Origin of the sequence: Pseudomonas sp. IPO3747 (assembly GCF_013385245.1) — a bacterium.
GTDB classification, from domain to species: Bacteria; Pseudomonadota; Gammaproteobacteria; order Pseudomonadales; family Pseudomonadaceae; genus Aquipseudomonas; species Aquipseudomonas edaphica.
Genome location: NZ_JACAQL010000022.1, coordinates 30721 through 56214, shown reverse-complemented (window position 1 = coordinate 56214; position 25494 = coordinate 30721). Strand labels below are relative to the sequence as shown.

Sequence of the window (25494 nt, the reverse complement as noted above, 5' to 3'; positions counted from 1 at the left end):
GCTCAGGCCCTCAGAAACTGCGTGGCAGTTCGAGCAGGTGCTCGGCCACGTAGGACAGGATCAGGTTGGTGGAGATCGGCGCAACCTGGTACAGGCGTGTTTCGCGGAATTTGCGCTCTACGTCGTACTCACAGGCAAAGCCGAAACCGCCGTGGGTTTGCAGGCAGGCGTTGGCCGCTTCCCAGGACGCCTTGGCAGCCAGGTACTTGGCCATGTTGGCGCTGGCCCCGGCATTCTTGCCGCTGTCGTATTCTTCGCAGGCACGCCAGCGCATCAGGTCCGCCGCTTCGATTTCGATATGCGCCTCGGCAATCGGGAACTGCACACCCTGGTTCTGCCCGATCGGGCGGCCAAACACCACGCGGTCGCGGGCGTAGGCGCTGGCCTTTTCGATAAACCAGCGACCGTCGCCGATGCACTCGGCGGCGATCAGCATGCGTTCGGCGTTGAGGCCGTCGAGGATGTATTTAAAGCCTTTGCCCTCCTCGCCGATCAGGCTGTCGAGGGGTAGCTCCAGGTTGTCGAAAAACAGTTCGTTGGTTTCGTGGTTGACCATATTGGCGATGGGCTGCACGGTCAGGCCGTTGCCGATGGCTTCGCGCAGGTCGACCAGGAAGATCGACATGCCTTCAGACTTCTTCTTCACCTCGGCCAGCGGCGTGGTGCGCGCCAGCAGAATCATCAAGTCGGAATGCTGGATGCGCGAGATCCAGACTTTCTGGCCGTTGATCACATACTTGTCACCACGCTTGATCGCCGTGGTCTTGATTTTGGTGGTGTCGGTGCCGGTGGTGGGCTCGGTCACGCCCATCGATTGCAGGCGCAATTCGCCGCTGGCGAGCTTGGGCAGGTAGAAGCTTTTTTGCGCTTCGCTGCCGTGGCGCAGCAAGGTGAACATGTTGTACATCTGGCCGTGCACGGTGCCGGAGTTACCACCGCAACGGTTGACTTCTTCGAGGATCACCGAGGCTTCGGCCAGGCCCAGGCCAGAGCCGCCGTATTCTTCAGGGATCATCGCCGACAGCCAGCCGGCGTCGGTCAGGGCTTTGACAAAGGTTTCGGGGAAGCCTTTTTGTTCGTCGATCCTGCGCCAGTACGCCGCGTCGAACTCGGCGCACAAGGCGCGCACGCCTTCACGGATGGCATTGAGTTCTTCGTTGTCATTGGGGTTCATTAACGGCTCTCCGCCTGTTGTTCCTGGATTATTCGAAGTGGACCTGAGCGGTCTGCGCCAGGCCACCGGCGTCGCCCGCCCACAACTGCGCCACACCGGTTTCGGTCACGCGCCCACCGACCACAAATGGCTGCGGTGCAATCAGTGGGCGAACACCGCGATAGGCAAAACGGCGCAGGGTCGCGTCGGGATGGGCGCGGCAAAACGTGCGCAGGCTCAAGGTAGCGATCAGCGGGCCGTGCACCACCAGGCCTGAATAGCCTTCGGTGTCGGTGACATACGGGTAGTCGTAGTGGATGCGGTGGCCGTTGAAGGTCACGGCGCTGTAACGAAACAGCAGGGTTGGCGTGGGGCTGATCGATGCCTGCCATTCGCCTTCAGGCAAGGCGTCGCCACTGCCCTGTTTGGGCGGCGTCGGTTCGCGGTAAACGATGTCCTGTTCTTCTCGGATCGCCAGGCGACCGTCCTGGGAATAGTCATGACGCACGGTGACAAACAACAGCGAGCCGGTTCGCCCGGTCTTTTCTTCGACCTGGGTGATGGTCGACACGCGGGTCGCCGCCTCACCCGCGCGCAAGGCATGCACGAACTCGATGCGCCCACCGGCCCACATGCGATTGCGGTTATCAGCGGGCGGCAGGAACCCGCCACGGGCCGGGTGGCCATCGGTGCCCAAGGCCGATTCCGGCAGCGGGTCCTGGAAAAAACACCACTGCCACAGCGGCGGCAAATCGGCACCCTGTTCCGGCACAGCTTCGCCAAAAGTAGCAGCAATGCGTTTGAGCAGGTTAAGGCTCAGGTGGTCGTGGGCAGTCTCGCTTCGGCCGATCCAGTCAGTGGCGCTCATCGGGTGCAGGTCCTCGGGCAGTGAGTGTCTGCCCCGGATCATGCAAGCGCCTGCCCGTTCTGAGAATTTGCATTTCAATAAACCAGCGTTCGGTTATGCTGAACGCTAGCCATGAGTACCACTCCATCCCCTGTGGGAGCTGGCTTGTTGTGGCGAGGGAGCTTGCTCCCGTTGACTGCGCAGCAGTCTCCGGCTTTTTGGGGGCGCTTCGCACCCCAGCGCAAGCAAGCTTGCTCGCCACAACAAGCCAGCTCCCACACTTGGACCTCACCGTTGCCAAAATAGGGGTTTGCATGCATTTCGATCTCGCCGACCTGCGCCTGTTTATCCACATCGCCGAATCCCCCAGCCTCACCCAGGGCGCCAAGCGTGCGTTCCTCTCGCCGGCCGCTGCCAGTGCGCGGATCAAGGCGCTGGAAGGCCAGTTGGATACGCGCCTGCTGTACCGCGACAGCCGTGGCGTGGAGATCACCCCGGCGGGCGAACGGCTGCTGCACCATGCGCGCCTGATCATGCGCCAGGTGGACTACCTAAAAAGCGAGTTCACCCAATACGGCGTGGATTCGGCCGGGCATATCCGCATCTTCGCCAACACCACGGCGGTGACCGAGTTTCTGCCGGAGGTGCTGGCGGGTTTTCTGTCCCAGCGCCCGGGCGTGACCGTCGACCTGCAAGAGCGTTTATCCCGCGACATCGTACGTGGCGTGCTTGATGGCACCAGCGACATGGGCATCATTGCCGGGCCGGTTGAGGCAGCAGGTTTGCAGGTGTTGCATTTCAGCACCGATGAATTGGTGTTGATGGTGCCCGTGGGCCACCCATTGGCCGACCAGTCTTCGGTGACGCTGGAGCAAACCCTGGCCTACCAGCACATCGGCCTGCATGAAGGCAGCACGTTATTGAGTTTTTTGCGTGAACACGTCGATCGCCTGGGCAAGCAGTTGTCGCTGCGCATTCAGGTGTCGAGCTTCGAAGCGATCTGCCGAATGGTCGAGGCCGGCGTGGGCATTGGCATCATTCCCGAATCCGCCGCCGTGCGGCACAGCAGGACCATGCAGTTGGTGACGGTGAAGCTCGATGAGCCATGGGCGATTCGCGAACGCAGTATCCTGGTGCGCGAGCTTGAGGCATTGCCCGGCACCATTCGGGCGTTGATCGCCACCTTGATGCCGGACACACTCAGTGCAGGCTGATGTTGCGCTGGCTGGCGTTATCAATATTGATATGGCTCAGCCGGCCCTGCCCATCGAACAGCAACAGATCAGACCCGAGGCGGCGAAGCTGGGCCGGCGATTGCGGCCAGTGCAACGTGACGCAAAGCCGATCGCTGGCACGGTGGATCACGTGCCAGCAGGTGTCGTGCTGCTCAACCCGATAACTGATCAGCAACCAGTCCTCAAATAGAAACGGGCTGACGGACTCATCCCATTCTTCTTCCGGTAAGTTGCCAGGCAGCCGGTAGCGCTTTCGAACCCCGTGCTGCTTCAGTATCAGCGTGGGTGTTCCATAGTCGTGCTTGATCCGATACTGCGCCGATTCAGCGGTGGCACTGGGAACCTGGAAGTCCGTCGCGACGATGTCAAACGCGCTTTCGCGGCTGACCAAACGCCGCTCCGGCAGACGATAATGCCACAGCATCAGGCACCCGCCCGGCGCCGACAGCCACAGGTATTCATTGTGTTCATCCACCTTGATGGCACGCACCGACTCCGGTAGATCACTCACATGCCAGAGCGTTTCAAAGCCACGGTCAACATCCACCACGCGCAACTGCGGGCCTTTGCCGATGGTCCAGTTGCTGCCATCAAACGCGTGTGCAAAGACATCCATGGCCAGCATACCGAGGTCTTTGGCGACACGATTGACCAGGTCCAGTTTGCTCACGCGCCATACATTCCCCCGCCAGATCAGCACCAACGCAACCTGTCGGCTATGGGCAATCACGATTTTCTGCGCCGGTACAGCAAAGTGAAACAACATTGTGCCCGCCGCATCCACCACCATCACACCCGACTCGCCCAGCGCCACCAGGTAACGCTGGTCTTCCAGCGGCGCCGCGTCGAAAATCGGCCGGCTGCCAGCCGCCGGCGCAGCCCACTCGCGGGTGTCGCCCAAGTGCTCCAGTGAGACCACGGGCGTACGCTTCAGGGCTTGGCCCGGCAAGTCCGCCTGAAGCGCTTTATCGCGACTCATCTTGACCAGCGCTTGTAACTGGTTATGGGTCAGTTGGCCTTGATCGCTGAATTGATCGGCCAGAATCGCGTGCACAGTGGCACCTGCCAGCCAGGCCAAGGCGGTGGTGTGTGCCTTGTGTTGCAACAACGCCTGCGCCAGGGCGGCGCGTTCCCCGGCGCGCGCGGGGTCGTCACGCAATTGCTCGACCCACGGCCCGTAAGCGTGCAGCGTTTCGGGCAACAGGACCGCGCGTTTAACCAGCGCCTCAATGCCCAAGCGCCCGCCGGCAGCCTCGGCGTTGAGCAGCCATTGCGCGGCGCGTGGGCGCTCTGCGGGCAGGCTCCAAATAACATCGACGGCTTGCAACCACAGGCCTTTGGCGATCAACGACTCGGCCCATTCCAGGCGCAAGCGGTCGGCGGCTTCCGGCGACTTGGCCTGGAGCATCACCACGGCGTCAGCAAACGCATTGTCGCGCCGCGCCACCAGCACGGCGCGCTGCCACTGCTCGGCCAGGCACAGCAAGCGCACGATCACCGCAGGCGGCATGTCCCACGCCAGGGCCAGGTCAGCGGCCTGCTGATAGCGCGCGTGTTTCTCCAGGTAATCGAGAGCTTGCTGATGCTCCTTGAGCAATTCGGCAAGGACAAACACCGCTTCCTCGATACGACCGGCACGGTCCAGGCGTTCAAAAGTCTGGCGATACACCTGGCGCAAATGCTCGGTCAAGTCGTCTTCAAACAGCATCGAGCGCGCGGGGCCAGCCTTTTGGCTGAGGCTCAAATCCTCGCGGCGCTGTGGCGTACCAAAGCTCTGTTCACCGCTGGAGGCAGCGCTGTTCAAGGGGATCGCGTGGCGCAAGGCTTCTTCGAAATTGCCGTCTTCGAACATCTCCAACATGCGCTGCATGTAGGCGGCCTGGCGTTTGCCATACAGTTTGGACAGCTGGGAATGCTGGGTCAGCCGGGTCAACAAACGGCGCCACGCGGCAGGTTTATAACTGCGCGGGGTGGCACGCGCAGCGATGCCTGGGTTAGCGGGTGCGCGAGCCACCGGCCGGGGCGCCGCTTGGGCGGGGGCAGACGCGCCACGGTGCAGGAAGCGGTTCAACCCGTACAACAACGCGGTGATCACCACCATCCAGATCACGGCGCCCAGGAGCATGCCGCCGAAGGACTGTGTGTGCTCGGCCAACAGCGCGGCGGGCTCGCTCTGGCCGAAGAGGCGGACCAGCCCACCCAGCAGTACCAGGCCGATCACGATTTTCAGCACCGGGGAAGAGACTTCGCGGGCGCTGTTTGCGTTGTTTTGCGCAGACGCCGCGCTGGCGCCAGGCCCTTTACTCGACGTGTGACGCGGGCGCTCCAGCAGTGCTTGCATGATTGCTTCGCGCTCCGGGCTGACGGGCTCCAGTGGCCCACCGAGGATTTCACGCAGGTCGGTGACCACCGCCTCCGGCAGCGTTGCCGGCAACGGGGTATGGCAGTCAAAGGTGTCGAGCAGCGTGTAGGTACTGATGTCGAGCCACAGCCCAGGCGTCAGCACGTGTGCATCGCGCAACTGCAATGCATGGATCTGGCTGCCGCGCACCAGCCACAAGTCGGCAACGGGCAGCCCGCGCAATTCCTCAGGGTGCAGCGCGGCAGACGACAAGCCCAGGCCCTGGCGGATCAGCGGCCAGCCGTGCAGGCTTTCGCAGTGTACCGGGCAAGGTGTGTGGAACTGCAGCAAGTCGCCGTCGGCAAAACGGTAGGCACGCGCGTCGACTTGCCAATACTTGAGGATCAGGCGCCTGCGCTCGCTCTCATCAAAACGCTCGGCGGCAAACCATAGGCCGTCAATCTGTTGGTGCCCGGTGAGTACCGGGCGGCGAATCAGCATCCGTTCTGGCTCATGCATTGGCAGCTTCCTGGGTGAGCTGCGGTGCCTGGTTGCACATCACTTGCAAACGCATGGAGCGCTCGCCAACCGAGTAAACCAGTAATTCGCGGTCAGTGGTCAGTACGGCGATCAAGCCGCTCATGGGGCAAAAGCTCGCGCGGGCAATTGGCGCCGAGGTGGTGAACAACGTGCGCTGTTGCCCCTCGGCGTACAGCCCGACGCTGTGCTGGTTCGGCCCCAGCAGCACCAGTGAGTAAGCCGGCCGTTGGGCGTACGTATAGTGCAGGCCGATGGCTTTCCAACCGGGCGCCAAGTCGATCTGTTCGTGTTTCGCCGGAAAGCTTTCATGGGTCACCAGGCGCCAACTCTGGTAGCCGTCCTCGGTGGTCAGCAGCGCGCAACCACCGCAGTACTGGCGCCAGTAAAAGTTGGCAGCCAACAATACCTGGCTGACGCCCGCTGCCGAGCCGACCGCATGACCATTGGCGCGTAAACCGTCAGCAGACCCGGAATACGCGACAATCTGCCCGCCTTCTCTGCGCGCATAAGCGATGGTCAAGGGGTCGACCTGCACCAGGCTCATCACGTCATCCGCCACCTGGCAAAGTTGACGCGACTTCCAATAGGCAAGCCGCCCCTGGCTGTCGAGCAAGTACACACGCACGGCGTTCTGACTGTGCAGCCAGACACTCGGCAGGAACGTCGCGGTGCCCGGTGGCAGTTGCAGCTGTTCACGGGCGGGCTTGTCGACGGTGGGCATACCGGGAATGTTCCAGAACGTCAGGCTGTCGTTGTCGCTCAACACGGCACCGAGGCTGCGGTGGTGAAAGGTGGTGCTCAATACACGCTGATGCTTGCCCCACAGACGGCGTCGAACCTCCAGCGACTTTTTCTGGTTTTTGTGCGGCAGCTTGATCACCACCATGCCCGCCTCATCGAGCAGGCGCAGCGCCACATAGTTACCGGCGCTGGAGACTACCGGCGGCAAGGTCAAGGCTACGCGTGGCACCGCACGTGCGAGATTCGGCGGCGGCGCCTGGACTTCATCGTCGAACTGGCCTTTGAGCAGTTGCACCGCGTGCGCCTCATCCGGCATAGGCAACAGCACGCACCGCACAGAACCGGCTTGCAACTCGAATGACAGGCTGTGCCCATCCAGGCTGCGCTGCACCTGCACCCGGTGCGTACAGGTCTTGGTCGTGTCCTTGGGCAAGCGTTGCCCGACTGTCCAGCACTCACCCAACGTCTCACCCTGCGTGGCAAGCCATTCCTGCCAGGCTTGCCAGTGCGCCGGGGCGACACTTTCATAGGTGCGCGCCCTGAGCAGTTGCTTGAGCTGCCCCGCGCTATCGAACTCATGCAGCAGCGGCGCGCCTTGCAGGATCCCCCAACGCAACTGCGCCCCTGCCTCCTCGGCACGCCGGGCCAGCAGCATCAGCAAGGCGATATGCACCAGCCGCGCGGCGCCCCATTGCAACGGGCCGGCGTCGAACAGCACGACAATCAGGCGGTTGGCTTCACGGGCGCGGTACTGCGGCGCCAGGAACATATGCTCGCCGCCGACAGCCCTGCGCATAAACTCATCCGGCACTTCATCGGCCAGCAGCCATTCGCTGGAAAGCAGGCGCTCGTAAGGCCCACGGCGTTGCAGATCGCCCACGCCATCCGGCTCAGGCACCCCGCCTTGCTGCCTACCGCGCAGTGGCCCCAGCACCGGGTTAAGCCGCCCAAGCAAGTCGGCGAACAGCGGCAGGTGCTGCGGCGCAAACCACTCCAGCCACTGGCGCCAGGGTTGCAAGGCTTCAGGCAGTTGCATGGCGGGTGCCCCAATTCGTCGCGATGCGCTGAAGGTGTTCAACCGTCACCGGCAACAGGCGATCCAACGGCACTACAACTTGCGGTTCGCGCCACAACAGCAAGGGCGAGCGCTTGAAACGTGCCGACAGCGTCTGGCCGAGCAAGTCTACCGGCACTGTCGGCTCCCAACTGGTGGGCAGCCATACGCCAGGCGCGCCGGGGTGTACTGCGGCGTATTCGACACCGTCGACCCACGGCAAATCCGCCACCGCCCCAGTGACGACCAATACATCGCCATTGGCGGTAGCGTGCAAGCGGACAGCCTGTTCATCTGCGAGCAGCAGCAAGCGCGCAAGCAAGCGGCGCGCGGCATCGCCCCATCCGACGGCGGCTTGTGGTTCGGCAGGCTCCCGCCTTGGGCGCCAGGTCCAGGCGTAGTGGTCTGCACTCATGGCGTCAGCATTCGGGACAGTTGCCCGCGTACCTGCTGCAAGGTCTCCGGCATTGTCTCGCTATTGAAGTTGGCGTCGATCTCGCGCAGCAGCCCTTCGAGGGCCGGGCTGTCGGGCGGCTCGCTGCGGGCCAGGTAGTCTTGCGCAGTTTCCAGCAAGCGATTCAAGCGCGACATCGGTTGCAAGGTGGCCTCTTCGACCGCACTGAACAAATGGCTGTTGCTGGACGCGGCAAACAGGTCGCGCAGCACCTCGCGGCCATGCTGCTGAGTCTCTTTAGTGGGCAGCACATACAGCAGGGGCCATAGATCCGCGTCGCTGGCTTCCAGCCGCCCGCCCAGCAACGCGGCGGCCGCGATCAGCCGTTGAGACTTGACGATACGGCGGTCCGATAACGCTATGCCGGCTTCGCGCAGGCGCCGAATCGCCTGGGCCAGGGCTGGACGCACCGCGCCCAGGTCGACGTTTTTCAGGGCTTGGCTCAGCGTATCCAACTGGGCCAGACCCAGTAACTGTTGCACCGGGCGCTGCTCCGACTGCCAACCGCCCGCCAGCATGGCTTCCAGTTGATTGTCCGGCACCGAATCGACGAACAGGTGCAACAGGAAGCGGTCGCCAAACGCCGCCAGTGCCTCATCGTCCGGCAAACCGTTGGCCGCGCCGACACACACACGCAGCGGACATTGAATTTGAGTATGGCCCCGGCGAAAGCGACGCTCGTTGAGCACGCCCAGCAAGGTATTGAGAATGGCGGTCGAGCCCAGGAAGACTTCATCGAGAAACACGATATCGGCCTCTGGCAGCATGCCGCTGACGTCGGTTTCCACCGTGCCTTCACGCAATTTCTTCAGGTCTACGGCACCAAAAAGCTCCGACGGCTCAGTGAAGCGCCCCAGCAAGTATTCGAAGTAACGCCCACCCATGGACTGCGCCACACGGCGTACCACGGCGCTCTTGGCCGTGCCAGGCGGGCCGATCACCAGAATGTGCTCTTGGGCGACCGCCGCCAGCACAATCAGCTCGGCCAATTGCTCGCGCCCGATCAATCCTTCGGTCGCCTTGCGCACAGCGTGGCGGATTTGCGTGGCAGCGCTTTGCAACTGAGCAATCATGGGTGTCTTCCCTGAAACCAAAGCAGAGAATCTTGCCTGAGGCTAAGGTATTAGCAAAGTGTTGTTACACACTCTTAGAGGAGCCAGCCCATGCAACTCGAAGGATCCTGCCATTGCGGCGCCGTAACATTCAGCCTGAACAGCCAGCATCCCTACCCGTACCAGCGTTGCTATTGCTCGATCTGCCGCAAGACCCAAGGCGGCGGCGGTTATGCGATCAACCTGGGCGGCGACGCCAAGAGTTTGAAGGTACGCGGGCGCAAGCTGATCTCGGTCTACCACGCCAGGCTCAAGCCCGAAGGCGCCAGCCGCGCGCATGCGAGCACTGCCGAACGGCATTTTTGCTCGCAATGCGGCAGCGCCTTGTGGCTGTTCAGCCCCGAATGGCCAGAGCTGATTCACCCGTTTGCTTCAGCCATCGACACGCCGTTGCCGGTGCCGCCTGAGCACACGCACCTGATGCTCGGCTCGAAGGTGCCGTGGGTCGAAGTCAGTGTGCACAAGGGCGATTTGCAGTTCGACGAGTACCCCGAAGAATCCATCGCCCAGTGGCATGAGCGTTTGGGGCTCGCGCGTTAACACTCTTTGACAGTTTCTCGACAAAGCTCTCAAAGATTGTTGGCCAGCATCGCCTTAGCATTCGAGCATCCAAACCACCATTCGGGTGCTCTTCATGTTTCGCACATTGCGCGGTATTCCGTTATGGGGTTGCCTGCTCGGCACGCTCGGCTGCCACGTGCAGCCGCCTGCCCCGCCCGCGATTCCCAAGGGCGATTACGGCGCGATCATCCGTTACCTGCAAGCGCGCATCCCCAAGGACCTGGCCCGCGAGAATGTGCCCGGTTTGTCGATTGCGCTGGTCAATGGCCAGGAGCTGATCTGGGCGCGCGGCTTTGGCCTGGCCGACAAGGCCCAGGGTGTGCCGGTGACCGCCAACACGGCGTTTCGCGCCGGCGGCATTTCCAAACTACTGACAGCCACAGCGGCCATGCAGTTGGTCGACCAACAGCGCCTGGCCCTCGACGCGCCGATCCAGCAGACCTTGCGCGAATTCTACGTGCGTTCGCGCTTTCACACTGACCAGGCCGCCGCCGACCGCGACATCACCCTGCGCCGCCTGCTCAGCCATCAATCCGGCTTGCCCAGCGAGCACCTGCGCGACGTGCGCAGCACCTACGCCATGGGCCAGATGCCGATGCGGGTGTCGGGTGTATGGCTGAGCAGCCCGCCGGGCTCGCAGGTGGCCTATTCCAACCTCGGTTATTCGCTGGTCGGTGCGGCCATCGAGCGCAGCAGCGGCAAGAGTTTTGAAGCCCAACTGCAAAGCCGCCTGCTCAAGCCCCTGGAGATGAACCAGTCGAGTTTTGTCGGCACCGGCACGCAATTGAGCTTTCGCGCCCTGGGCTACGAAGACGGCGTGGCAAGTACCGATGCACAGGTGCGTGACCTTGCCGCCGGCGGCTTGTGGGCCAGCCCCAAAGACCTTAGCCATTATGTGCAGATGCTGTTTGCCCACGGCCTCTATAAGGGCAACCGTGTGCTTGAGAGCCCGTCGATTGATCAGATGTTCACCCAGCAAAACACCGGCAATGCCCTGGACTTCGATTGCCAGATGGGCCTGGGCTGGTTCCTGGCGCCCTGCGGCGATGAACCCGTCGCCCCCGGCGTGCGCACTTACCAGCACAGTGGCGGCGGCGATGATTTTGCCGCGCAGCTGAGCGTGCTGCCAGACCAGCAGTTGGCGGTGATCATCATGGCCAATGACAGCAACGCCGAAGAACTGGTCGCGCGCCTGGCCACCGAGACCCTGCGCCTGATGTTCCAGGCGCAAACCGGGCAGTCCGTGTGCGCCGAGGACTGCCAGGCGCCCAGCCATGGGCTCAAGTTGCGCCAGGTGCCCGCCGCCGTCGACCGCAAGCGCCTGGCCGGGTTTTATGCCACGGCCTGGGGCGTATTCCGGGTCAAGGATGAGGGCGATCGACTGAGCGGTGAGCTGGCCGGGTTTGACTTCGAGTTATTGCGCGACGAACACGGTTGGCTGCGCGCGCAGAAAAAAGTCCTTGGCTTTTGGCTCAAGGACTTGGGTGAACTGGGCCGCGTGCAGCTGGACGTGGTCACGGTGCAGGGCCGCCAAGTACTCACGGCCCGCAGCCATGGCCAACGCCTGGCCATCGGCGAGCGCATCGACCCGCCGCCGCTGCCGCTGGCGTGGGCCAACACCATCGGCACCTACCAGGTGCTTAACACCCACGAACCCGACGCGCCGTTGAGCGGTATCAGCGTGCGCCTGGAAGAAGGCTTTCTGGTGATTCGCGGCCAATTGCACAACGAGCCGCTCACCGACTACATCCTGCTTCCCGTCGACAACGCCCACGCGGTGCTGGCCGGCAACGGCTACGGCCTGGGCGACACGGTAAGCCGCCAGGTAAACGGACTCAGCGCTTCGGGTTACTCCTTCAAACGCACGCAATCGCGAGATAAACCCTTGAGTTTCTGAACCTGGGCTGAAGCAAAAGCCATCATTGCGCACCGATACAATTTACCAACAGAACTGAACACCCCCTGCCGCTACGTTGGTGCTCGAACGCTTCATTCAATATCAACCGATCAGTGACATCGTGCATTGGCGCGCCGACCAACGCGCCCATCGCATGAATACCGCAGTATCCGTATTTAACCGGGGAACGACCATCAAGCCTCTTAACCGATCGCATGCCTTTCGATCGCTATGTGCACTCTCGTTAGTGTCAATGGCGCTTGCAGGATGCTCAACAGCCCCCCTGCCGGTATTGAAACCGTCTACACCGGAGCAATGGCGCAACGTCCAACCTTCTCTTGCGCCGCCCCCACCCGACCTGAACCAATGGTGGCATGCATTCAACGACCCCCAGCTCAATACGTTGGTAGATCGTGCACTGCAAAACAACCTGAACGTCGCCGTAGCGGTGGAGCGCTTGCGCGCCATCCGGATTATGAGCCAGCACGCGCAGTCCCCTTACCTGCCCTCGCTGAGTATAAAAACCAAGGATGCCGTCAGCCCTGATACCAGTACTTCTTATTTCCTGATCGGCTTCGATTCGGTCTGGGAGTTGCCATTGTTTGGCATGCAACAAAGTGCCGAGCGCCTCGCCCAAGGGAACCAGGCATTGGCGGATAACAACCTGCGCACCCTACAAGTTTCATTGGTGGCTGAAGTCAGCCGGCGCTGGATCGAATTGCGAGCAGCCCAACAAACGGAGCAGACCCTTGCAACCCTGCGCGAAGTTGGCCATGGAAAACTGGCACGGCTGCGCGCCCGGGAACAGCTCGCACTGGCCTCCTGCGCAGACGTTGCCGCTGCACAGGCTGAACTGGCCCTCGCTGAAATGGCGCTGACGCGCGTGCACCAGCGGACAAACCGCAGCGCGCAGCAATTGGCATTATTGTTGGGCCAGAGCGCGCCCGACCCTCTTTGGCTGCAACCGGGGCGGCTACCGACGCTCGGTGACTGGCAACTCAATAGCGTTCCCACAGACCTGTTGCGCACCCGCCCGGAAATTGCCGGCGCCGAAGCCTCGGTGATTATCGCCGCCGGTGAGCTGGGCATGAGCCAGGCCGATATTTACCCGCACATCAGCTTCGGCACCTCACTGCAGTGGTCGCTCAATATCGCCAGCAACCGCAACAATACCCCCAATGGCAACAGCATCTTCTCGGCGGGCCCCGGCATCAGTATTCCCTTGTTCGACTGGGGCCTGCGCGTTGCGGCTGCGAAAGCCAAGGACCACCATCTGCAGGCCGCCGTCCTCGGGTATCGCCAAGCGGTGCTGGAGGGGGTTGCCGAAGTCGAAAACGCCTTGGGTGACCTGGAGCAATTACGTGCACGCGAACAATTGTCCCGTCAGGCCTATGCCGCCAGGCAAACCCAGCTTGGCGCACTGCAACAACGGGCAGCGTTGAAGCTCTTGAGTCCATTGGACCTGGTAGAAGCGCAGGTTCAGACACTGCATGCGCAGCAACAAGTCGACCGGGCCGGCACCGAGCGTGCCATTGCCTACGTCGCACTCTACAAGGCACTCGGCGGCGCACCGTTGCCAAGCGCCGCACCTCAGACAGCCACGCGCCATAAGGAGACTGACTGATGGTTGCGCTTGCACGCCTGACGCTGATCCATGAATGGCGGCGCTTCCTGCCAGCGATTATTGCAGTGGGCTTCGCAGGGCTGCTGCAACTGCTTCAGACCGCGTTGGTACTGGGTATCTTCAGCAGCGCCAGTGTGTACGTCACCGGCTCGCGCGCCGACCTTTGGGTGGGCTACCCCGGCACCCAAAGCGTCAACCTGGGTCGACCGATCGATGCCGGTGTAGAGATGCGTATACGCATGGACCCCGATGTCCTCAGGGTCGAGCCCTACCGCTGGGTGGATGCTGACTGGCGGGGTACCCGGGACACAGGTGGAGTCTCGGTATTTGTTTCCGGTATCGACGCAGACCCACAAGGTTTGATGTTCGCCCGCTTACTGCCCGGCTCGTTGCGGGCACGCCTGAATGAACCGGGAGCGGTCATCGTTGACCGCGCCGACCTCGACAGCCTGGGCCTTGATCCTGGAAACGCGGCCACTATCAACGGCCACCGGGTGCATGTAGTCGGCGTCATCAGCGGATTACGCGCACTGGGTGGGGTTAACGTGATCGCATCGTTAGCCACGGCCCGCCAGCTGGATACGAGCGCCGATACAGATCGCATAACCTACTGGGTGGCCAAGGTCCGAGACCCCAGTCAGGCGGACGCGGTTGCAGCACGCATCGACGGCAGCCCGGCATTCGGCAAATACGCGGTGTGGACCGCAGCGCAGTTCAGCTACCGCTCGCAGATGCATTGGATGTTCGACACCGGGGCCGGCGCGGGTGTGTTGTTTTTGGCAGTGATCGTGTTCCTGGTAGGGGCGGTGATTACCAGCCAGACCCTGGTGGCGGCCGTGATTGGATCGATCCGCGAATACGCAACCCTTAACGCCCTCGGCGTCGGCGTCACGTCTCTGCGCAAAGTCGTGATGGAACAAGCGTTCTGGGTGGGCGCCCTGGGCTTGCTGGGCAGCACTGGGCTGACCGGCCTGTTCTTCGCCCTGGCGCATTACTACAACGTTCCGATGACTCTTTCCCCCGTCGCAGCCCTGGCCTGCCTGCTCTTGAACATGACCCTGGCCCTGGTTTCCGGCCTGGCCGCGATGCACTCATTGCGTCATGCCGACCCAGCAAGCCTTTTGAGATAGAACCCACGATGACCACATCCTTCACCCTGCATGCCACTGGCATCGGCAAGGCATTTGTATCAGGCCAGGTTATGACCCCTGTACTGCACGACATCACCCTGGCAATAAGGCCCGCGGAACTGACCCTGATCGCGGGGCCATCCGGTTGCGGAAAAAGCACGCTGCTGGCGATTCTCAGCGGCTTGCAGCAACCCGACCAAGGCCGTGTGGAGGCCCTCGGGCAAAGCCTGGGAACGCTTGCCCCACGGGCGCTGGAGCATTTTCGGCTGCATCACACGGGCTTCATATTCCAAGGCTTCAATTTGTTCCCGGCGCTGACGGCCTTGCAACAGGTCGAGTTGCCCCTGAGTTACCTCGGGCTCACTTCGCAGGAAGTGCGCAGGCGCGCGACTCAGGCTCTGGAAGATGTAGGCCTCGGTTCGCGCATGGCCTTGCGCCCGGCCGCGCTGTCCGGGGGAGAAAAACAACGGGTGGCTATCGCCCGCGCCGTGGCGAAGGCGCCCGAGTTGCTGTTCGCAGACGAACCCACCAGCGCCCTGGACGCGGCCAACGGCCAGATCGTGATCGATATCTTGCACCGTATCGCCCGTGAACGCGGCACTACGGTGCTGTGCGTCAGCCACGACCCGCGTTTGATCAGCCACACCGACCGTGTATTGGCCATTGAAGACGGCCGCATCATCAGCGACTCCCACCAACACCTGCGGCCCGCCAGCCCTGCCGCCCCCCAGGAACACTGCGTATGAATGTCCGCTCCCTCTCCCCTTGGCTGACCCTGTTCAGTGCCTGTTTGCTCCTGAACGGCTGTTCACGTGAGGATACGCCGGCTCAAGCCACGGCCTCGTCACCGACTTACCTGGCAGTGGCTCGCGGCCGCGTCGATGTCGAGGGTGGCCTGCTCAACCTGCAGTTTGCCCGCGATGGCGTGGTGGCCGAGATCAAAGTCAAAGAAGGTGATTCTGTAAAAAAAGGCCAACTGCTCGCCTCCCTGGACAGCGAACAGGCGCGCCTGGCCGTAAGTGCCGCGCTTGCCGACCAACAACAGGCTCAAGTGCACGCCAGGCACCTGCAAAGACAGTTCAACTTTGCCGACCAGAAAGCCACGCGCCTGTCAAAGGCGGCCGCGGCTGGAGCCGCAGATGGCCAGAGTGCCGATGATGCGCGCGAGGCCGCCGAGCAACTGCGCGACGCTATTGAAAAAAACCAAGGACACCTCGAAGCCGCCACAAGAACACTCACCGGTGCGCGCTACGAACTGACCCAGCGCAACCTCTATGCACCGGCGGACGCCGAAGTCGTGCGGCGCCTGACCCAACCTGGCGCTACCGTTTCATCGGAGTCAGGGCCTGCCTTCGTGTTGCTGCCGAACGAGGTACGCATCGTGCGAGCCGAGCTCAACGAGTCGTTTATTGCGCAGGTCCACGCCGGTATGAAAGCCGATATATCGACCGAAAACGGCAACGACCAACTGTCGCTGTCCGGTCATGTGGTGCGTATCAGCTCCGTGCTGGGTAACAGCACGCTTGAAGGCGACCCACAGGCACGAGCCAATATGCGTACCGTGGAATGCATAGTAGCGTTCGAACAACCTGCACCTGCGTCACTGCGTGTGGGCCAGCGCATGCTGGTACGGTTCGGGGCACCTTAAAGCCTTTGGCGGCTGCCCGCGACCGCCGGCAACCGCCTACTCGCCATACGCCCACGTCATCCGAAACGACGCCCCGCCCCACTCCGAGTCCAGCACTTCAACCTGCCCGCCATGCCACTGGCTGACGCGTTTGACCAACGCCAGGCCCAAGCCAAAGCCGCCGGTGCGGCGATCGCGGCTGGCGTCCAGGCGCAGGAAGGGTTCGAATATTTTGGAACGGCCCTCCATCGGCACACCTGGGCCATCATCATTGACCCGCACTTCGTAACCATTGCCGAACTTGACCAGCGACACTTCTACACGGCGCTCGGCATAACGAATGGCATTGCGCAGCAGGTTGATCACTGCGCGCGCCATAAAGCGCGGCTCGATCTGGATAAAGTCGACGTCACAGGTGCGCAACGAGAGCTGCACACCCGCGGCTTCAGCTTCCAGGGCCACACTGCCGATCACACTATCGAGCCAGCTATGCGCTTCGATATTTTCCCGGGTGACCTGTGTGGCGCCGCGCTCCAGGCTGGCATAGGTCAACAACTCAGACACCATTTCTTCCAGTTCGCCAAGGTCGGCGTACATATCGGCGATCAATTCGCGGCTCTGGCGTGGGTCGGCCTGTTGCTTGAGTTGGTCCAGCTCAAACGACAAGCGCGCAATCGGTGTGCGCAACTCATGGGACACCGCGTTGGTCAGTTCACGCTGGTTGGCGATCAGGCTTTCGATGCGCTCGGCCATCTGGTTGAAGTGCCCGGCCAGCTCACGCACGGTGGAACGGCGCGGCAGCAGGATACGCGAGCCGAGGTCGTTATCGCCAAAACGCTGCGCGGCCAGGCGGATATGCTCCAGGTCGCGCCAATGCGGGCGTACCCAAAAATACAGGACGATGGCCAGGCTCACACCCAGGAAGCCATAGGCCCACAGGTACAACCATTTGGGCTCTTCCGGCAGTTTGATCTGCAACAATTGCGGGCCACCATCAATGGTGGTCAGGAACTCCATGAAGTCGCCGCGCACCACCAGTTGGCCGCCCGCCAACAGTTGCTGTTCGCGGTCATTGAGCGCCAGGGTGTCGCGCGGCACCAGCTTGAGGCGCAAACCATAATGGGGTTGCAGCTCAGCCAGGCGCGCATCGCGGGCCGCCCCCTGCACCGGGCGCAGTTGCTCGACCAGGCCATAGGCCGGCCCGCGCAAGGCTTCACGGTTATAAACCTCGTTGGCCTCGGGCAATAACTCGTCGAAGGTGTAGTTGACCAGCCAGATTGCCCCGGCCAACCCCAGCGCCAGGATCACATACAGGCGCAGAAACAGGCGCAGCATCTAAACCTCCCACGCAAACGGATTGAACAGATATCCCTTGCCCCAGATGGTCTTGATGCACACCGGTTCGCGCGGGTTGTCATTGAGCTTGCTGCGCAATTTGCTGATGTATACGTCGACACTGCGGTTCAGGCCGTCGAAGGCAATACCGCGCATGCGGTTGAGAATGTCGTCGCGCGAAAGGATAGTCCCAGAGTGACTGGCCAGCAGCCACAGCAACTCAAACTCCATGGTGGTGAGGTCGATGGCCTCACCGCCCAGGCTGACGCCCCGGCAACTGCGATCAATCGACAAGCGGCCGAACTCCAGCGCACCGCGCACCGTGGGCTCCGGCACCTGGCGGCGCTGCAGCGCGCGCAGGCGGGCGAGCAATACCGGCGGCTTGATCGGTTTGATCACGTAGTCATCGGCGCCCGACTCCAGGCCCAGGATGTGGTCCAGGTCGTCTTCCTTGGCGGTGAGGATGACGATGGGCGTGTCGGACACGCTGCGAATTCCCCGGCACACGTGCAGCCCGCTCTGGCCCGGCAGCATCAGGTCGAGCACCACAATTTTCGGTTTGAAGTCGAGAAAGGCCGCCAGGGCCTCATCGCCCCGGTGCACCACGCGCACCTCGAAACCGTGTTGCGACAGGAAGTGCGCGATCAGCCCTGCCAGCTTTTCATCGTCCTCAACGAGCAGGACCTTGCCCAGACCCAGGTTTTCCATAAGTTCTCAGTGTGGATGCGCGGATTGAAGTTGGAGCATTATAGGTGGCAAGCTGGCCGACTTAAGCAACTGGCCATTACCGCCCGACGAAGCTTCATGCTTTTAAGAGTTTTTAACAAATAGCCTGCAATCTTTTACGCCACTAACAGGAGTTATATGCGCAAGGACTACCTGGCTTTTTTTATCTCGCTGTTCCTGTCGCGGCTGGCGGACCAGATTCTGTTATTTATCGTGCCGCTGATCGTATTCCAAACCACCAACAGTGTGTCGTGGGCCGGCTTGGCGTTCTTCGTCGAGTCACTGCCGCGTTACCTGGCGTTCCCGGTGTGCGGCGCATTGTGCGACAAGTTCTCGCCGGTGCGCATCCTGCATATCAGCCAGGTTTACCGCGCATTGGCGTGCGTGCTGGCGGTGGCGTTGTATGGCGTGTTCGACGGCATCTATTGGCTGGTCATCCTGTCGGCGCTGTGCGGCGTGTTGACGACCCAGGGCATCATGGCCCGCGAAGTGGTGATGCCGCATATCTTCAAGCATTACACCTATGCCAAGACCTTGTCCTACTCGCAGATCGCCGACCAGAGCGGCCTGGTGCTGGGGCCACTGGTGGCGGCGCTGATGCTGGAGGTGTGGGCGTGGCCGTGGGTGGTGGTGGGCATTGCCGGGCTGTTTGTGCTGGCGGACCTGGCGATGTTGGTGTGGCAGCGCAACACCACGGTCAGTCTGGAGAGCTTTGAGCAACATCAGGATATCTGGCTGCAACCCCTGCGCATTGCCTTCGGGCATATCCGCAAACTGGCGGAACTGAAGCGGGTCATTGCCCTGGCGGTGGGCGTCAACTTGATCATCGGGGTAACGCTGGCCACGTCCGCGGCCATGGTCACTGGCCTGTTCGACGCCGGCAAAGATGCCTATGCGTTGTTGCAGGCTGCGGGCGCGGTGGTGACCATCGTCATTCTGTTTTACCTGGCGCGTTCCAGCCTGCCGTTGAAGGTGCTGGGCGGGCTGTCTTATTCAATGATCGCGGCGGGGGCACTGGTCATGGCCGTCAGCCCTACCCTGTGGGCTTACACCCTGGGATTTTTACTGATCACCGGCTTCGACAAGATGTTCAACGTGTACATGCGCAGCACCCGCCAGCGGGTGATTCCGGTGCAGGACTTCGGCAAGACAGTGGGCGTGATCACCTTGCTCAACAACCTGGCGCAGCCGCTGGCGGGTCTGTTGATTGCCGTGCTGGCGGCGCCGTTGGGCACGCAAACGGTGATCCTGCTGCTGGCCGGGATCACCGCACTGATCGGCGTGGCCGTCGCCTCAGGCTGGCACGCCACTGTGAAAGCGGAACTCGATGTCGGGTGACTCGATCAGTTCCTGCTCGGCGGCGCGCACCTGTTCTATCACCTGGGCGATGTCCTTGGCGTCGCCGTACTGGTAGGCAAGCTTCAGGTAACCCTGGAAGTGCCGGGCCTCGCTTTTGAGCAAACCGAAGTAGAACTTGCCGAGTTCTTCGTCCAAATGCGGTACCAGGGCTTCGAAACGCTCGCAACTGCGCGCCTCGATAAAGGCGCCGACCACCAGCGTGTCCACCAGCTTGACCGGCTCATGGCTGCGCACAACCTTGCGCAAGCCCGAGGCATAACGGCCGGCATGCAGTTGGCGCAGCTCGATCTTGCGCTTTTTGATCAGGCGCATGACCTGTTCGTGGTGCACCAGCTCTTCACGGGCCAGGCGCGACATCATGCTGATCAGGTCCACATGGGCGTGGTACTTGGCGATCAGGCTGAGGGCGGTGCTGGCGGCTTTGAATTCGCAGTTCTTGTGGTCGATCAGCAGGGTGTGCTGATCGGCCAGCGCGGCCTGGACCCAGGCGTCGGGGGTGCGGCAGCCGAGGAATTCGTGGATTTCGGGCAGGTTCATCGGGCTCACGGGCAAAAGGATCACAAAAGGCCGGCGATTATACCGACCCCGCCGCAGACCACCAGCTACTGGCCTTGATGTGCATCAACATGACGTCTGGCGGGCAGCAACTATAGTTGTTCCAGGCCCACCCTTTGGAGACCCCGACCATGCAAGCCATCCGCAGCATCCTGGTGGTTATCGAACCCGAGCATTCCGAAAGCCTGGCCCTCAAGCGCGCCAAGCTGATTGCCGGGGTCACCGGCGCGCACCTGCACTTGCTGGTGTGCGACAAAAAGCACGAGCATTCGGCGCTGCTCAGCCTGCTCAAGTCCGGCCTGCAGGAGGACGGCTACAGCGTGACCACCGAGCAGGCGTGGAATGACAGCCTGCATGAAACCATCATCGACGTGCAGCAGGCCGAAGGCTGTGGCCTGGTGATCAAGCAGCACTTCCCGGACAGCCCATTGAAAAAGGCCCTGCTGACGCCAGCAGACTGGAAACTGCTGCGCTACTGCCCTACGCCGGTGCTGCTGGTAAAAACCTCGACGCCCTGGGCCGGCAAGGTGGTGCTGGCGGCCATTGATGTGGGCAACACCGACAGCGAACACCAGGCACTGCACAACGCTATCGTCGACCATGGGTTCGATATTGCAAGCCTGGCCAAGGCCCAGTTGCATGTGATCAGCGCTCACCCGTCCCCCATGCTGTCAGCAGCAGACCCGACCTTCCAGCTCAAGGAAACTATCGAGGCGCGCTATCGCGAGCAATGCAAGGCGTTCCAGGCCGAGTTTGATATCGACGACACCCACTTGCATATTGAGGAAGGCCCGGCGGATGTATTGATTCCCAAATCTGCGCAGAAATGGCAGGCAGCAGTGACCATTATCGGCACGGTGGCGCGCACCGGGATTTCCGGAGCGCTGATAGGCAATACGGCGGAGGTGGTGCTGGATGCGGTGGAAAGTGATGTGCTGGTGCTTAAGCCGCAGGCGTTGATGGATCACCTGGAGGAGTTGGCCACCAAGGCCTGACATAGCCTCTTCAGACTATGGAGATCAAAGGTGGGAGCTGGCTTGCCTGCGATAGCAACCTTTCAGTCAAAACACCTTTGGCTGATCTGCCGCCATCGCAGGCAAGCCAGCTCCCACATTGACCTCTGCGGTCAGTGTCCCAGTGCGTCTCTCAGGAACCCCGGCGCGATATAGCGTTGGTAATGCGCCTCGGACAAGATAAAGAACTCTCGATCGATGGCATCGCGCAGTTCCGGGAGTGCCCACTCACGAAACTCCGGCAGCAACACCATGCCATAGGCTTCAAGGTTGGAAATCACCCGCGCGCCTCGGGCGATCAACTGGTAGGCCCAGCAGTACTCGGACTGGTGCGGCACGAAGCGAATCTTGCGCAGCTCAAGCTGCCCGCGCAGCATCTTGGGGTCGAAGACTTCCAGTTTGCCGGCCATCACTTGCACCAACAGTTGCTCCAACCGCAGCCATACCGCACGTTTTTCTTCTTCGTTATAGCCATTCCACTGAATCACCTCATGGTGGAAGCGCTTGCAACCGCGGCAGACGAGATCGCCGTAAACCGTGGAGCACAGGCCGACGCAGGGGGTCTTGATGGCTTGGTTGGACATGGGCAATGCACACAAATCAGCGAAACAGTGCGCCATGTTAGCCCTTTGTCTAAGGTTGATCACCCAGCAAACTTGGCTAGATAACTTACCTTTAGATTTTTTTTGCCGTAGAATCATCCGGCCTTGTAAGGCGCCAATAATCCGCTGGAAGCTGTTTTCAAAGCGTCACGAGCACAGTCGTTCCTTCAGAACGGTGTTGGCGCAGGTTCGACCCGGTAGGTCAGAGCCCGCGCCAACCCTCATCAGCTCCGTTCTGCAGGCGTAAAACTTTGAAAGCAGCTTCTGTGAGGAATGCCGGCAGCGCTGGCTTTGCGGCCCAAAAAGCCCCCGAGCGCATGCGTGCCGTTCATTTCTGGATGAGCGTCCCGTGGGACCACTGATGAGGGTAATAACTGTGCTTGAAGCCTACCGCAAACATATCGAAGAGCGTGCAGCACTGGGTATCGTTCCCCAGCCGCTTAACGCCGAACAAACCGCAGGCCTGGTCGAGCTGCTGAAGAATCCTCCGGCTGGCGAAGAAGAATTTCTCGTTGACCTGATCACCAACCGCATTCCACCAGGCGTTGACGAGGCTGCCTACGTCAAGGCCGGCTTCCTGTCCGCCCTGGCCAAGGGCGAAGTCACTTCTCCCCTGATCGACAAGAAACGCGCGGTTGAACTGCTTGGCACCATGCAAGGCGGCTACAACATCGTGACGTTGGTCGAGCTGCTGGACGACGCCGAGCTGGCCCCTGTCGCGGCCGCCCAACTCAAGCACACCCTGCTGATGTTCGATGCGTTCCACGACGTGGCCGAAAAAGCCAAGAACGGCAACGAGCACGCCAAAGGCGTGATCCAGTCCTGGGCTGACGGCGAGTGGTTCCGCAACCGCCCAACCCTGGCCGACAAGATCAGCCTGCGCGTCTTCAAGGTCACCGGCGAAACCAACACCGACGACCTGTCCCCTGCCCCGGACGCCTGGTCCCGCCCTGACATCCCGCTGCACGCCCTGGCCATGCTGAAAATGGCGCGCGAAGGCATCGTGCCGGACGAGCAAGGCAAAACCGGCCCGATGAAGCAGATCGAAGAAATGCGCGGCCAAGGTTTCCCGATCGCCTACGTCGGCGACGTGGTGGGTACCGGTTCGTCGCGTAAATCGGCAACCAACTCGGTACTGTGGTTCTTCGGCGACGACGTACCTTACGTGCCGAACAAGCGCGCCGGCGGCTTCTGCTTCGGCAGCAAGATCGCTCCTATCTTCTACAACACCATGGAAGATGCTGGCGCACTGCCAATCGAATTCGACGTCACCAACATGAACATGGGCGACGTGATCGACCTGTACCCGCATGCTGGCAAAGTCTGCAAACACGGCACCGACGAAGTCCTGACCACCTTCGAAATGAAGACCCCGGTTCTGTTGGACGAAGTTCGCGCCGGCGGCCGTATCCCGCTGATCATCGGTCGCGGCCTGACCGACAAGGCGCGTGCTGAACTGGGCCTTGGCCCTACCGACCTGTTCAAACTGCCTGAAGCACCTGTCGACACCGGCAAAGGCTTCACCCTGGCACAGAAAATGGTCGGCAAGGCCTGCGGTCTGCCAGAAGGCAAAGGCGTTCGTCCTGGCACCTACTGCGAACCGAAGATGACCACCGTAGGTTCCCAGGACACCACCGGTCCAATGACCCGTGATGAACTCAAGGACCTGGCGTGCCTGGGCTTCTCGACCGATCTGGTAATGCAGTCCTTCTGCCACACCGCGGCCTACCCTAAGCCGATCGACGTGACCACCCACCACACCCTGCCTGACTTCATCATGACCCGTGGCGGTGTTTCGCTGCGTCCAGGCGACGGCATCATCCACAGCTGGCTGAACCGTATGCTGCTGCCAGATACCGTCGGTACCGGTGGTGACTCCCACACCCGTTTCCCGATGGGCATCTCGTTCCCGGCCGGTTCCGGTCTGGTCGCGTTCGCCGCAGCCACTGGCGTAATGCCACTGGACATGCCGGAATCGATCCTGGTGCGCTTCAAAGGCAAAATGAAACCTGGCATCACCCTGCGTGACCTGGTTCATGCCATTCCTTACTACGCGATCCAGGCTGGCCTGCTGACCGTAGAGAAGAAAGGCAAGAAGAACGCCTTCTCCGGCCGCATCCTGGAAATCGAAGGCTTGAACGACCTGACGCTGGAACAAGCCTTTGAGCTGTCCGACGCCTCGGCTGAACGTTCGGCTGCCGGTTGCACCATCAAGCTGTCCAAGGACTCCGTCACCGAGTATCTGAACTCCAACATCACCCTGCTGCGCTGGATGATCGGCGAAGGCTACGGCGATGCACGCACCCTGGAACGTCGCGCCCAAGCGATGGAAGCCTGGGTTGCCAACCCGGAGCTGATGGAAGCCGATGCCGACGCCGAATACGCCGAAATCATCGAGATCGACCTGGCCGAAATCAACGAGCCGATCCTCTGCGCACCGAACGACCCGGACGACGCCCGTCTGTTGTCCAGTGTTGCCGGCGAGAAGATCGACGAAGTGTTCATCGGTTCGTGCATGACCAACATCGGTCACTTCCGCGCTGCCGGTAAGCTGCTGGAGCAGGTCAAGGGTCAGCTGCCAACCCGTCTGTGGCTGTCGCCGCCGACCAAGATGGACGCTCACCAACTGACCGAAGAAGGCTACTACGGCATCTACGGCAAGGCTGGCGCGCGCATGGAAATGCCGGGCTGCTCGCTGTGCATGGGTAACCAGGCACGTGTAGAGCCGAACTCGACTGTCGTATCGACTTCGACCCGTAACTTCCCGAACCGTCTGGGTGATGGCGCGAACGTCTACCTGGCTTCGGCAGAACTGGCGGCAGTTGCCTCCACGCTGGGTCGCCTGCCGACCGTCGAAGAGTACATGGGTTACGCAGCGAAACTGGACACCATGGCCAGCGACGTTTACCGCTACCTGAACTTCGACCAGATCGCCGAGTTCCGCAAAATCGCAGCAAGCGCCAACATCCCGGTGATTCAAGCCTAAGATGTTGTGATTTAAAAAACGCCGCGCATCGCAAGATGCGCGGCGTTTTTTTATGCCTGGAATACGAGTATTCGTCACACTGATAAACAACTGTGGGGGCTGGCTTGACTGCTGTGGCGGGCTTTTGGTGGTGTACATATCCATTTCTTTGATAGCGGCGACCTATGGTTCCGCTCTTACAGCGGGTCACTTTTGGCAAACGCCCGGAATGCCGGCCCAGCCAAAAGTAACCAAAAGGTTTGTGCCTCACCACTCGGTGCCTCGCCTAGGCTCGGCATGCCCGCACTCCGGCCATCGTGGTTAACGGGGCGCCTCAGATCAAAATCAAGATCAAGATCTACAGCACGGCGGCCTGAAAGCCGACCTGAGTGGTTAGATCAAAAGCGAAAAGCGGATTTGCATACACTGAGGATCTGCTTTTCTGTGGGAGCTGGCTTGCCTTCGATGCAGACACCTCGGTACATCAGGCACACTGAGTTGATGCTATCGCAGGCAAGCCAGCTCCCACCTTTGACTGAGTATGGCTCTGCTGTTGCTGTTGCTGTTGCTGTTGCTCCGGCCCTTACATCCTTTTCGATGACGAAGTCAGCGGTCTTTTGATC

20 protein-coding genes and 1 pseudogene are annotated in these 25494 nt (G+C 61.5%); 10 read left to right on the top strand and 11 right to left on the bottom strand.

Annotated features, from left to right (window positions below; all coding sequences use genetic code 11):
- Window positions 1-10: 10 nt before the first annotated feature.
- Both HX790_RS21765 and HX790_RS21760 read right to left on the bottom strand, forming a co-directional pair.
- On the bottom strand, window positions 11-1174 hold the full coding sequence (locus tag HX790_RS21765; protein WP_176992116.1) for an acyl-CoA dehydrogenase family protein: 1164 nt from the start codon (window positions 1172-1174) through the stop codon (window positions 11-13).
- 28 nt (window positions 1175-1202) lie between these two features.
- Complete coding sequence (locus HX790_RS21760; RefSeq protein ID WP_176992115.1) at window positions 1203-2021, bottom strand: MaoC family dehydratase N-terminal domain-containing protein; 819 nt, start codon at window positions 2019-2021, stop codon at window positions 1203-1205.
- Between the two features lie 293 nt (window positions 2022-2314).
- On the opposite strand from HX790_RS21760, the gene HX790_RS21755 reads away from it, so the two are divergent.
- Window positions 2315-3214: a LysR family transcriptional regulator gene (locus HX790_RS21755; RefSeq protein ID WP_017137479.1), complete on the top strand. Its 900-nt coding sequence runs from the start codon at window positions 2315-2317 to the stop codon at window positions 3212-3214.
- On the opposite strand, the gene HX790_RS21750 is transcribed toward HX790_RS21755, so the two are convergent.
- From HX790_RS21750 to HX790_RS21735, 4 genes are read right to left on the bottom strand one after another with little or no spacing between them, the layout of a single operon-like run.
- Window positions 3201-6095: a bpX6 domain-containing protein gene (locus tag HX790_RS21750; RefSeq protein ID WP_176992114.1), complete on the bottom strand. Its 2895-nt coding sequence runs from the start codon at window positions 6093-6095 to the stop codon at window positions 3201-3203. The genes HX790_RS21755 and HX790_RS21750 overlap by 14 nt on opposite strands.
- On the bottom strand, window positions 6088-7893 hold the full coding sequence (locus tag HX790_RS21745) for a hypothetical protein (protein WP_176992113.1): 1806 nt from the start codon (window positions 7891-7893) through the stop codon (window positions 6088-6090). The genes HX790_RS21750 and HX790_RS21745 overlap by 8 nt, the downstream gene beginning before the upstream one ends.
- A complete protein-coding gene (locus HX790_RS21740) occupies window positions 7880-8326 on the bottom strand; it encodes a hypothetical protein (RefSeq protein ID WP_017137482.1) in 447 nt (148 codons plus the stop codon). Before HX790_RS21740 ends, HX790_RS21745 begins: the two co-directional genes overlap by 14 nt.
- The gene (locus HX790_RS21735) at window positions 8323-9438 is read right to left on the bottom strand and encodes an AAA family ATPase (RefSeq protein ID WP_017137483.1); all 1116 of its coding nucleotides are present in this window, start codon (window positions 9436-9438) and stop codon (window positions 8323-8325) included. The genes HX790_RS21740 and HX790_RS21735 overlap by 4 nt, the downstream gene beginning before the upstream one ends.
- A gap of 90 nt (window positions 9439-9528) precedes the next feature.
- On the opposite strand from HX790_RS21735, the gene HX790_RS21730 reads away from it, so the two are divergent.
- From HX790_RS21730 to HX790_RS21705, 6 genes are all read left to right on the top strand, one after another.
- Complete coding sequence (locus tag HX790_RS21730; protein WP_017137484.1) at window positions 9529-10017, top strand: GFA family protein; 489 nt, start codon at window positions 9529-9531, stop codon at window positions 10015-10017.
- Window positions 10018-10111: 94 nt separating this feature from the next.
- Window positions 10112-11935: a serine hydrolase gene (locus HX790_RS21725; RefSeq protein ID WP_176992112.1), complete on the top strand. Its 1824-nt coding sequence runs from the start codon at window positions 10112-10114 to the stop codon at window positions 11933-11935.
- Window positions 11936-12014: 79 nt separating this feature from the next.
- Window positions 12015-13559: a TolC family protein gene (locus tag HX790_RS21720; RefSeq protein WP_346342940.1), complete on the top strand. Its 1545-nt coding sequence runs from the start codon at window positions 12015-12017 to the stop codon at window positions 13557-13559.
- Window positions 13559-14689, top strand: coding sequence for an ABC transporter permease (locus HX790_RS21715; protein WP_176992111.1), 1131 nt, complete (start codon window positions 13559-13561; stop codon window positions 14687-14689). Before HX790_RS21720 ends, HX790_RS21715 begins: the two co-directional genes overlap by 1 nt.
- A gap of 8 nt (window positions 14690-14697) precedes the next feature.
- A complete protein-coding gene (locus HX790_RS21710) occupies window positions 14698-15435 on the top strand; it encodes an ABC transporter ATP-binding protein (RefSeq protein WP_176992110.1) in 738 nt (245 codons plus the stop codon).
- A complete protein-coding gene (locus HX790_RS21705; protein WP_176992109.1) occupies window positions 15432-16337 on the top strand; it encodes an HlyD family secretion protein in 906 nt (301 codons plus the stop codon). Before HX790_RS21710 ends, HX790_RS21705 begins: the two co-directional genes overlap by 4 nt.
- A 36-nt stretch (window positions 16338-16373) precedes the next feature.
- Here HX790_RS21705 and HX790_RS21700 read toward each other — a convergent pair whose 3' ends face one another.
- Window positions 16374-17651: an ATP-binding protein gene (locus HX790_RS21700; RefSeq protein ID WP_017137490.1), complete on the bottom strand. Its 1278-nt coding sequence runs from the start codon at window positions 17649-17651 to the stop codon at window positions 16374-16376.
- Window positions 17652-18359, bottom strand: a complete 708-nt coding sequence (locus HX790_RS21695) for a winged helix-turn-helix domain-containing protein (protein ID WP_017137491.1) — start codon at window positions 18357-18359, stop codon at window positions 17652-17654.
- 156 nt (window positions 18360-18515) lie between these two features.
- Here HX790_RS21695 and HX790_RS21690 point away from each other — a divergent pair, with 156 nt between their 5' ends.
- Complete coding sequence (locus HX790_RS21690; RefSeq protein WP_017137492.1) at window positions 18516-19715, top strand: MFS transporter; 1200 nt, start codon at window positions 18516-18518, stop codon at window positions 19713-19715.
- Here HX790_RS21690 and HX790_RS21685 read toward each other — a convergent pair.
- Window positions 19671-20273, bottom strand: coding sequence for a tRNA-(ms[2]io[6]A)-hydroxylase (locus tag HX790_RS21685; RefSeq protein ID WP_176992108.1), 603 nt, complete (start codon window positions 20271-20273; stop codon window positions 19671-19673). The two genes, HX790_RS21690 and HX790_RS21685, sit on opposite strands and share 45 nt — an antisense overlap.
- A gap of 149 nt (window positions 20274-20422) precedes the next feature.
- Here HX790_RS21685 and HX790_RS21680 point away from each other — a divergent pair, with 149 nt between their 5' ends.
- Window positions 20423-21286 carry a universal stress protein gene (locus HX790_RS21680; protein WP_017137494.1) on the top strand — a complete coding sequence of 288 codons (864 nt, stop codon included), beginning with the start codon at window positions 20423-20425 and terminating at the stop codon, window positions 21284-21286.
- 131 nt (window positions 21287-21417) lie between these two features.
- On the opposite strand, the gene HX790_RS21675 is transcribed toward HX790_RS21680, so the two are convergent.
- Window positions 21418-21888 carry a DUF1289 domain-containing protein gene (locus tag HX790_RS21675; protein ID WP_017137495.1) on the bottom strand — a complete coding sequence of 157 codons (471 nt, stop codon included), beginning with the start codon at window positions 21886-21888 and terminating at the stop codon, window positions 21418-21420.
- A 394-nt stretch (window positions 21889-22282) separates the two neighbouring features.
- Here HX790_RS21675 and acnB point away from each other — a divergent pair, with 394 nt between their 5' ends.
- Window positions 22283-24892, top strand: coding sequence for a bifunctional aconitate hydratase 2/2-methylisocitrate dehydratase (acnB, locus tag HX790_RS21670; protein WP_017137496.1), 2610 nt, complete (start codon window positions 22283-22285; stop codon window positions 24890-24892).
- A 377-nt stretch (window positions 24893-25269) separates the two neighbouring features.
- Here the strand turns inward: acnB and HX790_RS29490 are convergent.
- Window positions 25270-25494: pseudogene (locus tag HX790_RS29490) on the bottom strand (hypothetical protein); the annotation flags it as partial.